This window comes from Streptomyces sp. NPDC052101, from assembly GCF_040680235.1.
Classification (GTDB): Bacteria; Actinomycetota; Actinomycetes; order Streptomycetales; family Streptomycetaceae; genus Streptomyces.
The window spans coordinates 647,282-660,982 of record NZ_JBFAWH010000001.1 but is presented as its reverse complement, the minus strand read 5'-3'; the positions used below and the strand labels follow the sequence as shown (position 1 = coordinate 660,982).

Annotated in this window: 10 protein-coding genes; 8 read left to right on the top strand and 2 right to left on the bottom strand. The window is 70.8% G+C overall.

The genetic code is table 11. The annotated features are described in order from the left end of the window. Positions 1 to 123: 123 nt before the first annotated feature. The 4 genes from AB0L75_RS02900 (at position 124) to AB0L75_RS02885 (ending at position 5,952) form a co-directional block, all read left to right on the top strand. Positions 124 to 915 (top strand): ATP-binding cassette domain-containing protein, encoded by a 792-nt coding sequence (locus tag AB0L75_RS02900; RefSeq protein WP_365174409.1) that lies wholly within the window; start codon positions 124 to 126, stop codon positions 913 to 915. After that, positions 912 to 2,222 (top strand): sugar ABC transporter permease, encoded by a 1,311-nt coding sequence (locus AB0L75_RS02895; RefSeq protein WP_365174406.1) that lies wholly within the window; start codon positions 912 to 914, stop codon positions 2,220 to 2,222. The genes AB0L75_RS02900 and AB0L75_RS02895 overlap by 4 nt, the downstream gene beginning before the upstream one ends. A 138-nt stretch (positions 2,223 to 2,360) precedes the next feature. After that, positions 2,361 to 4,289 (top strand): 1-deoxy-D-xylulose-5-phosphate synthase, encoded by a 1,929-nt coding sequence (gene dxs / locus AB0L75_RS02890; protein WP_365174402.1) that lies wholly within the window; start codon positions 2,361 to 2,363, stop codon positions 4,287 to 4,289. A gap of 154 nt (positions 4,290 to 4,443) precedes the next feature. Then, the gene (locus AB0L75_RS02885) at positions 4,444 to 5,952 is read left to right on the top strand and encodes an amino acid permease (protein WP_365174399.1); all 1,509 of its coding nucleotides are present in this window, start codon (positions 4,444 to 4,446) and stop codon (positions 5,950 to 5,952) included. A gap of 532 nt (positions 5,953 to 6,484) precedes the next feature. On the opposite strand, the gene AB0L75_RS02880 is transcribed toward AB0L75_RS02885, so the two are convergent. Both AB0L75_RS02880 and AB0L75_RS02875 read right to left on the bottom strand, forming a co-directional pair. Then, on the bottom strand, positions 6,485 to 6,883 hold the full coding sequence (locus tag AB0L75_RS02880; RefSeq protein WP_365174397.1) for an NTP pyrophosphohydrolase: 399 nt from the start codon (positions 6,881 to 6,883) through the stop codon (positions 6,485 to 6,487). Between the two features lie 58 nt (positions 6,884 to 6,941). Beyond that, entirely contained in the window at positions 6,942 to 7,916 is a 975-nt protein-coding gene (locus AB0L75_RS02875; protein ID WP_365174395.1) for a hypothetical protein, read from the bottom strand. Positions 7,917 to 7,942: 26 nt separating this feature from the next. Between AB0L75_RS02875 and AB0L75_RS02870 the strand changes: the two genes are divergently transcribed. The 4 genes from AB0L75_RS02870 to AB0L75_RS02855 all read left to right on the top strand — a co-directional run bounded on the left by AB0L75_RS02870 (position 7,943) and on the right by AB0L75_RS02855 (position 13,669). Beyond that, the gene (locus AB0L75_RS02870; RefSeq protein ID WP_365174877.1) at positions 7,943 to 9,154 is read left to right on the top strand and encodes a CapA family protein; all 1,212 of its coding nucleotides are present in this window, start codon (positions 7,943 to 7,945) and stop codon (positions 9,152 to 9,154) included. A 226-nt stretch (positions 9,155 to 9,380) separates the two neighbouring features. Next, on the top strand, positions 9,381 to 11,624 hold the full coding sequence (locus AB0L75_RS02865) for a HAMP domain-containing protein (protein WP_365174392.1): 2,244 nt from the start codon (positions 9,381 to 9,383) through the stop codon (positions 11,622 to 11,624). A gap of 6 nt (positions 11,625 to 11,630) precedes the next feature. Next, on the top strand, positions 11,631 to 13,190 hold the full coding sequence (pgsB, locus tag AB0L75_RS02860) for a poly-gamma-glutamate synthase PgsB (protein ID WP_365174390.1): 1,560 nt from the start codon (positions 11,631 to 11,633) through the stop codon (positions 13,188 to 13,190). Continuing rightward, positions 13,187 to 13,669: a poly-gamma-glutamate biosynthesis protein PgsC/CapC gene (locus AB0L75_RS02855; RefSeq protein WP_228616435.1), complete on the top strand. Its 483-nt coding sequence runs from the start codon at positions 13,187 to 13,189 to the stop codon at positions 13,667 to 13,669. Before pgsB ends, AB0L75_RS02855 begins: the two co-directional genes overlap by 4 nt. The last annotated feature ends 32 nt before the right edge of the window (positions 13,670 to 13,701 follow it).

The following is a 13,701-nucleotide window of genomic DNA, read 5'->3' as shown; positions in this document are numbered from 1 at the left end:
CGCTCCCCAGGCTCCTCCGGCGTCCCGCGCAACACACAGCCCCGCAAGCTCGGCGCGGGGCGCCGGACGGAACTCCCCCCAATCTTTCTGCACAACCTCCCGCCGGGTCAGGCGGCGAAGGAGATGGTTCACGTGTCCGCTACGCCCGTGCTGGCGTTGCGCGGGGTCTCCAAGCGATTCGGTGCCGTTCAGGCGCTCACCGACGTAGAGCTTGAGGTCCACGCCGGTGAAGTGGTCGCCCTGGTGGGCGACAACGGCGCCGGAAAGTCCACGCTGGTCAAGACGATCGCCGGCGTGCACCCGATCGACGAGGGTGCCATTGAGTGGGACGGCAAGCCCGTCTCCATCAGCAGGCCGCACGACGCCCAGGCCCTGGGCATCGCGACGGTGTACCAGGACCTCGCGCTGTGCGACAACATCGACGTCGTCGGCAACCTGTTCCTCGGCCGTGAGCTGAGGAAGTGGGGCGTCCTGGACGAGGTCGAGATGGAGCGCCGCTCGCGCGAGCTGCTGACCACGCTGTCGATCCGCATCCCCAGCGTCCGCATCCCGATCGCCTCGCTCTCCGGCGGTCAGCGCCAGACCGTGGCCATCGCCCGCTCCATGCTCGGCGACCCCAAGCTGGTCATCCTCGACGAGCCCACCGCCGCCCTCGGCGTCGAGCAGACCGCCCAGGTCCTCGACCTGGTGGAGCGCCTGCGCGAGCGCGGCCACGCCGTCATCCTCATCAGCCACAACATGGCGGACGTGAAGGCGGTGGCCGACAAGGTCGCCGTGCTGCGCCTCGGCCGCAACAACGGCGTCTTCGAGGTCAAGACGACCTCGCAGGAGGAGATCATCTCCGCCATCACCGGCGCCACCGACAACGCCGTGACCCGCCGTGCGGCGCGCTCGAACGGGGAGGTTTCCAAGTGAGCGTCGACAAGACCTCCGCGAACGTCGACGAGACGCCCTCGCAGGACGACCCCGTCGTCGAGAACCCCGAGGCCGCGGCCGCCGCGGTCACCGCGGTCGACCCCCGCCTGCTGGTGCAGCAGGAGGGCCTGGTCGGCTACTGGCACGAGTTCAAGCGGAAGATGAAGGCCGGCGAGCTGGGTTCCCTCCCGGTCGTCGTGGGCCTCGCGGTCATCTGCATCATCTTCCAGGTCCTGAACTCCAACTTCCTGTCCGCGCAGAACATCAACGACATCACGATCACGATGGTCGGCACGGGCATGATCTCGGTCGGCATCGTCTTCGTGCTGCTGCTCGGTGAGATCGACCTGTCCGTCGGCTCGGTCAGCGGCGCGGCCAGCGCCCTCGCCGGTGTCCTCGCCGTCAACCAGGGCTGGCCCGAGTGGACGGCGGTGCTCATCGCCATCGCCGCCGGCATCGCCATCGGCGCGCTGCACGGCTTCTTCTTCGCGGTGCTCGGCGCTCCCGCCTTCGCCGTGACCCTGGCCGGCCTGCTGTTCTGGCTGGGCTTCATGCTGAAGGTGCTGGGCGCGGACGGCACGATCAACCTCGACCCGAACGGCCTGGTCGGCAGGCTGACCACGTACTACTTCTCGGACGTGGCCGCCGCCTACGGGCTCGCCGTCGTCGTGGTCGCCGTGTTCTTCCTCACCTCCTTCCTCGCCAACCGGCGCCGGGAGGCCGCGGGGATCCCGGCCCGGCCGCTCACCGACACGCTCCTGCGGACCGTGCTGCTGGCCGTGATCTCCTTCGCCGCGGCCTACATGTACAACCAGTACAAGGGCCTGCCGCTGGCCACGGTGATCTTCCTCGCCTTCCTGATCGCCACGGACTTCGTGCTGCGCCGTACCTCCTACGGCCGCAAGATCTTCGCGCTCGGCGGCAGCGTGGAGGCGTCCCGCCGTGCGGGCATCAACGTCACCGCGGTGCGGATCTCCGTGTTCGCCATCTCCGGTGGGTTCGCGGCGATCGGCGGCCTCTTCCTGGCGTCGAAGATCGCGTCGGCCAACCAGAGCGCCGGTACCGGTGACCTGCTCATGAACGCGATCGCGGCCGCCGTCATCGGTGGTACGTCGCTCTTCGGCGGCCGCGGCCGCACCTGGAACGCGCTGCTCGGTGTGCTGGTGATCGTCTCGATCCAGTACGGGCTGCAGCTGGAGTCCATCGCGGAGCCGGTGAAGTACATGATCACCGCCGCGGTCCTGCTGACCACGGTCGTGATCGACTCCATCACCCGCAAGACGCAGAAGACGGCCGGCCGCGCGTAAAGGCGCCGCCTGTCTTCGCTCACTCGACGTGCCCGGCGCCGTAAAGGTGCCGGGCGCTGTCATGTCTTGTAAAGCCGGAACATTAGACTCGGGCGAGCCCGGCGAAAGCTCGATCAGCTCTACTGCAAGGAGGCACGGGTGCCGCTGCTGACCCGCATCACGGGACCGCGCGATCTGGACCGGCTCAGCCAGGAGGAGCTGGACCAGCTGGCGGGGGAGATCCGGAGCTTCCTCGTCGAGGCCGTCTCCAAGACCGGCGGCCACCTCGGCCCCAACCTCGGTGTGGTGGAGCTGACCATCGCCCTGCACCGGGTCTTCGACTCGCCGAAGGACAAGGTGCTCTGGGACACCGGCCACCAGTCCTATGTGCACAAGCTGCTCACCGGCCGGCAGGACTTCTCCCGGCTGAAGCAGAAGGGCGGCCTGTCCGGCTACCCCGCGCAGGCCGAGTCCGAGCACGACGTCATCGAGAACAGCCACGCGTCGACCGTGCTCGGCTGGGCCGACGGCATCGCCAAGGCCAACCAGCTGAAGAAGCGGGACAGCCATGTCGTCGCCGTCATCGGAGACGGCGCCCTCACGGGTGGCATGGCCTGGGAGGCCCTCAACAACATCGCCGACGCCAAGGACCGCCCGCTGGTCATCGTCGTCAATGACAACGAGCGGTCGTACGCCCCCACGATCGGCGGTCTCGCCAACCACCTGGCCACGCTCCGCACGACCGACGGGTACGAGCGGTTCCTGGCCCGTGGCAAGGACATCCTGGAGCGCACCCCGGTCCTCGGCCGGCCCCTGTACGAGACCCTGCACGGCGCCAAGAAGGGCCTGAAGGACTTCATCGCCCCGCAGGGCATGTTCGAGGACCTGGGCCTGAAGTACGTCGGCCCGATCGACGGCCACGACATCGAGGCGCTGGAGTCGGCCCTCGCCCGCGCCAAGCGGTTCGGCGGGCCCGTCATCGTGCACTGCCTCACCGAGAAGGGCCGCGGCTACCAGCCCGCCCTCCAGGACGAGGCCGACCGGTTCCACGGCATCGGGCCCATCCACCCCGACACCGGTCTGCCGGTCAAGGCCTCGGGCGCCGACTGGACCTCCGTCTTCGGCGACGAGATGGTCGAGCTGGGCAGGGAACGCGACGACATCGTGGCGATCACGGCGGCCATGCTCCAGCCGGTCGGCCTGAAGAAGTTCGCCGACACCTTCCCGGACCGGATCTACGACGTCGGCATCGCCGAGCAGCACGCCGCCGTCTCCGCGGCCGGCCTCGCGCACGGCGGGCTGCACCCCGTCTTCGCCGTGTACGCCACCTTCCTCAACCGCGCCTTCGACCAGGTCCTCATGGACGTGGCCCTGCACAAGTGCGGGGTCACCTTCGTGCTCGACCGGGCCGGCGTCACCGGCACCGACGGCGCCTCCCACAACGGCATGTGGGACATGTCGATCCTCCAGGTCGTGCCGGGCCTCAGGCTGGCCGCTCCGCGCGATGCGGAGCAGGTGCGCAAGCAGCTGCGCGAGGCCGTCGCGGTCGACGACGCGCCGACCGTGGTCCGCTTCTCCAAGGGCGCCGTCGGCCCCGCCGTACCCGCCGTGGGCCGCGTCGGCGGCATGGACGTGCTGCGCGAGCCGGGCACCGGCACGCCGGACGTGCTGCTGGTCTCGGTCGGCGCCCTCGCCCCGATGTGCCTGGAGATCGCCGCGCTCCTCGACAAGCAGGGCATCTCCACCACCGTCGTCGACCCGCGCTGGGTCAAGCCCGTCGACGAGGCCATGGCCCCGCTGGCCGAGCGGCACCGGGTCGTCGTCACCGTCGAGGACAACAGCCGCGTCGGCGGTGTCGGCTCCGCGATCGCCCAGGCCCTGCGCGACGCGGGCGTGGACGTACCGCTGCGCGACTTCGGCATCCCGCCGCGCTTCCTGGACCACGCCTCCCGCGGCGAGGTGCTCGCCGAGATCGGCCTGACCGCGCCGGACATCGCCCGCCAGGTCACCGGCCTGGTGGCCAAGCTGGACGGCCGGTACGACGGTACGGCCGCCGAGGTGGACGCGGTGGAGCCCGCGCGCGACTGACCGGAACGCGGCCTCACGGGCCGGTTCCGCCACTCCTTGCGGTGGCGGAACCGGCCCGTTTGCGTGAACCTGCCTGTGCCGGGGCATACGCTTCCCGACCCTCCCGATCATGCCGTGGCATGCCGGGAAACCCACGAGCGTGGGAGGTAGGCACGTGAGCAGCGCGCTGTTCAGGACGAAGAATGTCGAGCAGTCCATCCAGGACACCGAGGAACCCGAGCATTCGCTCAAGAAGTCCCTCTCCGCACTCGACCTGACCGTCTTCGGCGTCGGTGTCATCATCGGCACCGGCATCTTCGTCCTCACCGGACAGGTCGCCAAGAACAACGCCGGTCCGGCGGTGTCCCTGGCCTTCGTGGCGGCCGGCGTGGTCTGCGGGCTCGCCGCCCTCTGCTACGCCGAGTTCGCCTCCACGGTCCCCGTGGCGGGCTCCGCGTACACGTTCAGCTACGCCTCCCTGGGCGAGCTGCCCGCCTGGATCATCGGCTGGGACCTGGTCCTGGAGTTCGCGCTGGGCACGGCGGTGGTGGCGGTCGGCTGGTCCGGCTACATCCGCTCGCTGCTGGACAACGCCGGCTGGCATCTGCCGGACTATCTGGCCGGCCGGGACAACGCGTCCGGCTTCGGCTTCGACATCCTCGCCGCCGCCCTGGTGCTGGTGCTCACCGGCATCCTCGTCCTCGGCATGAAGCTGTCCGCCCGGATCACCTCGCTCGTCGTCGCCATCAAGGTGGTCGTGGTCCTCATCGTGATCGTCGCCGGTGCCTTCTTCATCCACGGCGACAACTACAAGCCGTTCATCCCGCCCGCCCAGCCGGTGCCCGCGGGCGGCAACCTCAAGGCTCCGCTCATCCAGCTGATGTTCGGCTGGGCACCCGCGAACTTCGGCGTGATGGGCATCTTCACCGCCGCCTCGGTGGTGTTCTTCGCCTTCATCGGCTTCGACATCGTGGCCACGGCCGCCGAGGAGACCCGCAACCCGCAGCGGGACATGCCGCGCGGCATCCTCGGCTCCCTGCTCATCTGCACCGTCCTGTACGTCGCCGTGTCCATCGTCGTCACCGGCATGGAGAAGTACTCCAAGCTGTCCGTGGAGGCGCCGCTCGCCGACGCCTTCAAGGCCATCGGGCATCCCTGGTACGCGGGCGTCATCAGCTTCGGCGCCGCCGTCGGTCTGACCACGGTCTGCATGATCCTTCTCCTCGGCCAGACCCGGGTGTTCTTCGCGATGAGCCGCGACGGACTGCTGCCGCGCTTCTTCTCCCGTGTCCACCCGCGCTTCAGGACCCCGCACCGGCCGACCATCCTGCTCGGCGTGATCATCGCGATCGTCGCCGGGTTCACCAGCCTGAGCGAGCTGGCCGAACTGGTGAACATCGGCACGCTCTTCGCGTTCGTCGTCGTGGCGATCAGCGTGATCATCCTGCGCCGGACCCGCCCCGACCTGCCGCGTGCCTTCCGCACCCCGTGGGTCCCCGTCATCCCGGTCCTGTCGGTGTGCGCCTCGCTGTGGCTGATGCTCAACCTGCCCGCCGAGACCTGGCTGCGGTTCGCCATCTGGATGGTGATCGGTTTCTTCGTCTACTTCCTGTACGGCCGCACACACAGCCGCCTGGCCCTGCGGGACAAGGAGGCTCAGCAGGCCGCGGGAAACACCCCGTAACCGATCCCTCCGCGGTCACCCGGACGGCGTACCGGACACGCCCGCCAGCCCTCCTCGCCCATCACCGCGGTGCCGCTGCCGTTGCCGATGCCGGGCGTAGCCTTGCTCGCCTCCTGCGGCGGGCTCCGAACTCCATGTCCACTACTACCTGCGACTCACCCCGCGCTCGCCCTGTTGGCCACGGCCACGCCGCATGTCCTGCGCGCCGAGCGCCGTGCGGCCGCCGTCCGCGCGTCGGCCGGGACCTCGCCCAGGGCTCTTTCGCCCCACGCCCCGAACGCGCCCACGCCAAGCGGCTCGCGGCCGCACCCCCGCCGTCCGCTGCCTCGCCGCGGGCCTGCTCACCGACTCCAGCGGCGGTCGGGACGGCCCCGAGGTCAGCGAGAAGTACGCCGTCGCGGGCGCCCGGCCGGTCTTCCGGCAGGAGCTGGACCGCCACCCCGGCCCTGGTCGTCGGGGACTCGCGAGGGAAGCCGTACGCCCTCAACCGCGTCCCGGCCCTGCGCCGGCTGCCGGGGGAGTGGCGGCGGGCTCAGGCCAGTACCGAGCGGGGGCCGGTGACCTGTGCGCCGTGCTCCTGGACCCTGCGGCGCAGCTCACGGTCGGCCGTGACCACCAGACACGGTCGGTCTCCGGCGGCCGCCGCGAGAGCCACGATGTGGTCGTCGCCGCTGCCGGGCGCTTCCTCGACGCGCACCCCGGGGACCGGGGCCACGCCCCGGGCCGCGCCCTCCACCACCAGGACCAGCTCCACCGGACCGGGCAGACCGGCCACTCCGGACCGCGCGAGGGGCGCCAGCCGGTCGCGCAGGCGCTCGGCGGCACCGCGGCGGTCGCGCCACCAGCCGTCGGGCACCGACCCGACGACGTTCGCACCGTCGACGAGGAGCAGGGGAAGGGCCTCGTCGGCCGCACCCGAGGTGTCTGTCATGTCCGGCAACAGCCCTGTTCCGTTCTGTTCCGTCACGTTCGCCGAGTTCGTAGCCGACTCACTGTGTCACGGGCTTCTCCGCCCACCGGCGCGTGATCTCGGCGATCGCGGCGGCCGCCCGATCGGCGGGCTGTCCGCCGTCCCGGATCGTGGGGGAGAACTCGACGTGCAGGAACGGCACACGGTCGGCGTCGGCCGTCTGGCCCTGCACGTTCGTCCTGCCCTCCAGCGGGCAGGACCGCACCCAGGCCCGGCACACCTCGAAGCCGTGGCCGCGCAGGGCGTCGGCAAGTTCGCTGCCCTCCGGCCGGGCCGCCGTCCCGGCCCCGGTGGAGGCGATCACGTCGTAGTCGGGCGCGGCGGAGGCGGCGAAACCGTGCAGCTGGATCCCGGGCATCCCGCGCCGGGCAAGCTCGGCGCAGATGGCGTGGAAGACGGTGTCCGTGCGGTGCGCCACATCCGCGGAGTTGCCGACTCCGGCTTTGCGATGCGCGCCGGCGATCACCAGGATCCCACCGGGGGAGCCGCGCAGCACCCGCACGCCCAGCTGCTCGGTACCCAGGTCGAAGCCGGGATGCGGAACCTGGACCGACCAGCTCGGGCGGTGGTCCAGATCGAGATAGATCCGGCCCCAGCCGCGCGGAGCCACGGCCGAATCGGTGCGGTCGGCCACCTCCGTGTAGCGGTGCCCGGAGGGCCGGTCGAGGACCGTGCGCACGGTGAAGTCCCGTTCCGAAAGACGCTGTACCGCTTGTTCGCGGTGTCCGTCGAGCAACAGGCCGACCGCCGCTGCGATGCCTTCGCGGTCGGCAGGGCCGGGCCGCCGGTAGCCCCGGCCGGGGGCGAACCGGCTCGTGTAGTCGGCCACCTCGCGCGCCAGGTCGATCTGCGCCGCACCCTGCGGGGCGGGCCGGCCGGAGTCGTGCGCGGCGCCGCCCGGGCCGCGGAGCAGGACGGTGAGACCTGTGGCGAGACCGGCGATGACCAGCAGAATTGCTGCGATCGTCAGGGTGCGTGAGCGATGGGGTCTCATGGTTGTACCAAGATATCCCGGTGAACATTCGCCGTAGCCGGACCCTGCTGTCCCTGCTGACCCCGCTCTCCCTGCTCGCCGCTGTCTCCGGCTGTGGTCTCCTCTCGGACGACGCCGGAGCCCAGGGCGGCGGGCGCTCCTTCACCGTCGCGGCCGCCGGGGACATCCTGATGCATCCCGAACTGGTCGACCAGGCGCGCAAGGACGCGGGGCGCACCGGCAAGGGCGTGGACGGGCTGGACTTCGGGCCGATGATGGCCGGTATCAAGCCGGTGATCAGCAAGGCGGACCTGGCGATCTGCCACTTCGAGCCGGTGATGGGCCCGGCGAAGGGCCCGTTCGAGGGCTTCCCGGATTTCCAGGTGCCGCCGCAGCAGGCGAAGACGATCAAAGACATCGGTTACGACACCTGCTCCACCGCCTCCAACCACACGCTCGACCACGGCTACGCCGGAGTGAAGCGCACCCTGGACGCGCTGGACGCCGCCGGACTGAGGCACACCGGCTCCGCCCGGACCGCGAAGGAGGCAATCACCCCGCTGGTCATGGACGTCAAGGGCGTCAAGGTCGCGCAGCTCTCCTTCGCCTACGGCTTCAACGAGCCGCACAAGCTGCCGAAGGGCGAGCTGTGGCTGGCCAACCAGCAGGACCTGGGCCGGATCAAGGCCGCCGAGCAGCGGGCCCGCAAGGCAGGCGCCGAGGTGGTGATCCTCTCCCTGCACTGGGGCCGTGAGCACCATCCGGAGCCGTCCGGCGGGCAGCTCTCCTTCGCCCGGCAGATCGCCCGGCACACCGGCATCAACCTGGTCATCGGCCATCACGCGCATGTCGTGGAGCCGATGGAGAAGGTCGAGGGGACCTGGATCAGCTACGGGCTCGGCAACCAGATCGCCCGGCACGAGGTGCCGACGGGGCTGACCGAGGAGGGTGTGATCGCCTGGTTCACGTTCACCGAGCGGGGCAAGGGGCACTGGGACGTCCAGCCGCGCTACGAGCCGACGCTGCTGACGATCCCGCCGGACGCCGAGAACGTCCGGGACGGCGGCACCGCCGACTACGCCGACGACGACGCGCGGGACTACCGCCTGCTGGACGTGCCGGCCGCGCTGCGCGACGACCACGGCCTGACGGATGCCCAGAGGGCCCGGCTGCGGCTGGCCTTCGAGCGCACCCAGGGCACGCTGCTGAACCGGGGCGCGGGCGCGGACGGGCTGAAGCCCCTGACCCCGCTGCCCTAGCCGGAGTCAGCTTCACGTCGGAAACGTATGTGTCCGCTCTCGTTCAACGGTTGAGCGATGTTGCCTAGATCACGTAGGACTTACGGCAACTTAACCCCTCTCTTATCTGTCTCAGGTTTCTGGGCGTGCTCTTACCATTGGCGCGCTCGCACCGGATTCAAGAGAGGACCCTTCCGTGGCGTCATCGCCCCCGGCGCGGCAGCACCGAGCCCGCCGCAGAGCCGACATGTCGCTGATCGGAGGCATCCGTCCGCCGATCGCGGTCCTCTCGGCCCTGCTGCTGACGCTCGCCGGCATCACGGCACTCGTCCTCGGCCGGGTCGATGACGCCGGGGTGTCGAAGGCGGTACTGACGTCCCAGCAGCACTTCGCCGAGGACGGCGCCATCGCGCTGCGTGCCTCCATCGATGAGTCCGCGACCGACGTCACTCGCTCCGCCGCGCTGTTCAGCGCCGGAGAGCCGGTCTCCGGCGACGCGGTCCTCGACAAGCTCGGCAGCACTTACCAGAAGTGGATGGGCACCGCCGTCGTCGAGGTCCGCAGCGGCAAGCTGGTCGCGGCCCGCGGCGAGACGGTGCCGCTGACCGACGTGGACCTCGCCTCGCTCAGCGGCGAGGACGGGCTGACCCCGCGCATGGTGCGGCTGAAGAACGGCGAGGTGCGGCTGCTGTCCTTCGGGCTGCTGACCTGGCCGGGCAAGCCGCAGCTGCTGCTGGTCGCCTCCCGGAACCTGAAGTTCCCCGGCATCAGCCTCGGCCAGTTCCGCTCCATCGCCGTGGTCGACTCGGCCGGCGCGATCCTCAGCAGCGACGGCATCGCCGCCCCAGAGTCGGCGCGCAACAGCGTCGACCGCAAGGACATCAAGGACTCCACCAAGCAGCTGAAGGACTTCGCCCAGCTCGCCGCCCGCAGGGCGGGCCAGGATCCGCGCAGCAGCAAGGAGCCCGGCGCCGGCGGCTACCAGGGCGTCAGCGGCAGCCTGCTCGGCGGGAGACTGCTCGGCGACCGCTCCGTCGCCGGCTACGCCACCCTCGCCGCACCCGAACCCGGCGAGGTCACCACCGCCGGCGGGCTCGGCCTGTCCGTGGTCTCCATGGTCAAGGTCACCGAGGAGTCCGGCCGGGCCGGCTCCCCGGTGTTCGGACTGGCGGCGGCCGGCGCGCTGCTCGTCGTCGGCGCGCTGGCCGTGGCGGTGCTGCTCGGCACCGTGCAGCGCCCGCTCATCCGGCTGTTCCTGGAGTCCCGCCGGCTCACCCGCGGCGATCTGACCCGGCCCGTCACCGTCCCCGGCTACGGCGAGGCGCGCCGCATCGGGGGCGCCCTGGAACGGCTGCGCCGGCAGCTGCTCGGCGAGAGCGCCGAGGCCACCGGCCCGGCCGAGCCCTCGCGCGGGGCGCGCCGGGTGGGCACGAGCGCCCTCCTCGCGATCTGCGCCGTACTGCTGCTGGCCTGGGCCGCGCCGCTGATGCTGCTGTTCAACCGCGCCGACAGCACGGCCGACGTCCCCCGGCAGCTCGTCAACGACCAGCGTGAACGCACCGACACGCTCAGCGACCGGGTGCGCCGCGCGCTCAACGAGGGCGACGCCGACCTGCAGTCGGTCGCCTCCCTGATCGGCGACAAGACCTCACCCGAGGGCATGGAGACGGTGCTGGAGCGCACCTACAACGAGAACAGGCGCTACCGCTCCCTCTACGTCGTGAACTCGGACGGCGAGATCCAGGCTCGCGAGGGCAAGGACCCGAAGGTGATCCGGTCCGACCGGGCCTCCGGCAAGCCCCTGCGGCTGCTGGGCCACGGCGGCAAGGAGCCCGTGGTCGTCGCCTCCGCCGAGATCCCCGGCCGGGGCGGGGCCCAGCTGGTCGGCGAGTTCCGCGTCGAGTTCCTCAACGCGCTGCTGACCCGGCCGGGTCTCGGCGTGGTGCGGCTCGTGGACGACCGGCACGAGATCATCGCCGGCAACACCGGCTTCCTCGCCTTCCAGTCGCTGCCCGACCGGCATCTGAAGGACCTCGTCGCGGCCAGCGCCCAGCGGCTCGGCAAGAAGCCGCGCCCGAGCGGCGTGCTGTACCGAGAGAGCGGGGTGCGGATCGCCGCCGCCGCGCCGTTCTCCGGCAGCGGCTCGGCGGAGTCGCTGCACTGGAGCGTGGTCAGCTGGCAGCCAGTCGACCGCCTCGCCATCCCGGAGTACGACGCCCAGAACCGCACCGTCCTCGCCGGACTGCTCGGCGCCGCCGCGGCCGTGGCCTGCCTGGGCTGGCTGCACATCGTGGTCGCCCGGCCGCTGCGCGCCCTCGCCGACCGGGCCGAGGCGCTGGCCGGCGGCGACCACAAGACCGTCCTGTTCCCCCAGCACCACGACGAGGTCGGCGCCGTCACCCGCTCGCTGGAACTCATCCGGCAGCAGCTGCAGGACCAGCGCCGGCACCAGCCCCGCCGCACCCCGCCCCAGCAGCACACAAGGAACTGATCACCCGTGTTCTTCCTCTACACCGTGCTGCTGGTCGGCTGCGCGATCCTGGTCACAGCGGGCGTCGTGGAGCAGCGGCGGCACTTCGGCAACCTGGACCACATACCCACCCGGGTCCTGGTCAACGGCATCCGCGGCAAGTCCTCCATCACCCGGCTGTGCGCGGGCGCCCTGCGCGGCGGTGACCTGGTCACCGTCGCCAAGACCACCGGCACCGCGGCCCGGTTCATCCACCCGGACGCCACCGAGGAGCCGGTCTACCGCAAGTTCGGCATCGCCAACGTGGTCGAGCAGATCGGCATCGTGCGGCGGGCCGCCGCCTACAAGCCGGACGCGCTGGTCATCGAGTGCATGGCCGTCATGCCGGCCCTGCAGGAGATCAACCAGTCCAAGCTGATCCGCTCCACCATCGGCGTGCTGTGCAACGTCCGCGAGGACCACCTCGCCGAGATGGGCCCCACCCTGGACGACGTGGCCCGCTCGCTGTGCCGCTCGATGCCCGAGGACGGCATCTGTGTCACCGCAGAGAAGGACCGCTTCCACATCCTCCAGGAGGAGGCGGACGCCCGGAACTGCAAGCTGGTCTACGCCGACCCGGAGACGGTGACCGACGACGAGCTGCGCGGCTTCAGCTGGTTCACCTTCAAGGAGAACGTGGCCATCGCCCTCGCCGTCGCCGAACTCCTCGGCGTGGACCGCGAGACCGCCCTGCAGGGCATGTACGACGCCCCGCCGGACCCCGGTGTCCTCTCCGTCGAGCGCTATCTGACGCACGAGGGCAAGAAGCTGCGCTTCGCCAACGTCTTCGCGGCCAACGACCCCGAGTCGACGCTGATGAACATCAACCAGCTGCTCGACCTCGGCGCCATCCACCGCCCGCTCAACGTGGTCATCAACTGCCGCCCCGACCGCGTCGAACGCAATGGGCAGATGGGCGAGATCATCCCCGACCTCGATCCCGAGCGCGTCTTCGTCATCGGCCACCCGGCCAAGTCCGCCATCGACGCCATCCCCGCCGAGTTCCGCTCGCGCGCCGTCGACCTCGGCGGCGACAAGCGCGACCCCGAGGAGTTCATGGGCAAGATGCTGGAGATGCTCGGCCCGGACACATCGATGGTCGCGATCGGCAACATCCACGGCCAGGGCGAGATCCTGCTGGAGCACCTCGCCGAACTGCCGCCGGACGAGAGCGCCGACGAGCCCGCCGCCGCGGCCCCGGCCCGCAGCGGCGCCGCCGCGGCACCCGCCGTGGTCGAGCACGTCGAGACCATGCAGCTGTACGTCCCCCGCATCGACCCCTACCAGCGCTACCCGGAGGCGTACGAGGCCCGGTACGCGGGGGCGCAGCCGTACGTCCCGCAGCTCCCCGAGCAGACCTCGTACGAGACGGCGTACGAGGTGTCGTACGAGACCTCGCACGACACCTGGACCGAGCCGCGGCCGTACCACGGCCACGGCCCGGTGGCCGGACAGCCCGAGTCCCGCGGCCTGTTCGAACCCCGCGTTCCGCCCCAGCCTTCCGCCGACGACAGCCAGCAGTGGCACAGCCCAGGAGAACCGCGTTGATCCCCTCCGTCCTCACCCCCGAGATCGCCGCGATCGGCATCGGCCTGGGCCTGATGTTCTCGCTCATGTGCTACCTGACGACCAATCTGTCGCCGGGCGGCATGATCACCCCGGGCTGGCTCGCGCTCACCCTCATCGAGGATCTCCAGCGCGCCGCGCTCGTCGTCGGCGTGACCGTGCTGACGTACCTCGCCACGCTGCTGCTGCAGAAGTTCGTGATCCTCTACGGCAAGCGGCTCTTCGCGGCCGTCGTGCTCAGCGGCGTGCTCATCCAGGCCACCGTGATCATCGTGCTGCAGATGGAGTTCCCGCTGCTGTACGCCAACCAGACGCTCGGCTTCATCGTCCCCGGCCTGGTCGGCTACCAACTGGTCCGCCAGCCCAAGGGCGCCACCCTGCTGTCCGTCGGCACGGTCACCCTCGCCACCTATGTGGTGCTGACCGCCGGCATTCTCCTGGGCGCCATGCCGTCCGCCTGAACCCGCCCGTATCCGACGCATTCCTGGAGCCC

Bases quoted from the DNA above. Each gene is read 5' to 3' on its own strand.
- AB0L75_RS02900 (WP_365174409.1), top strand. From the start codon at position 124: ATGGTTCACGTGTCCGCTACGCCCGTGCTGGCGTTGCGCGGGGTCTCC.
- AB0L75_RS02880 (WP_365174397.1), bottom strand. From the start codon at position 6,883: ATGACAGACACCTCGGGTGCGGCCGACGAGGCCCTTCCCCTGCTCCTC.
- AB0L75_RS02875 (WP_365174395.1), bottom strand. From the start codon at position 7,916: ATGAGACCCCATCGCTCACGCACCCTGACGATCGCAGCAATTCTGCTG.
- AB0L75_RS02865 (WP_365174392.1), top strand. From the start codon at position 9,381: ATGTCGCTGATCGGAGGCATCCGTCCGCCGATCGCGGTCCTCTCGGCC.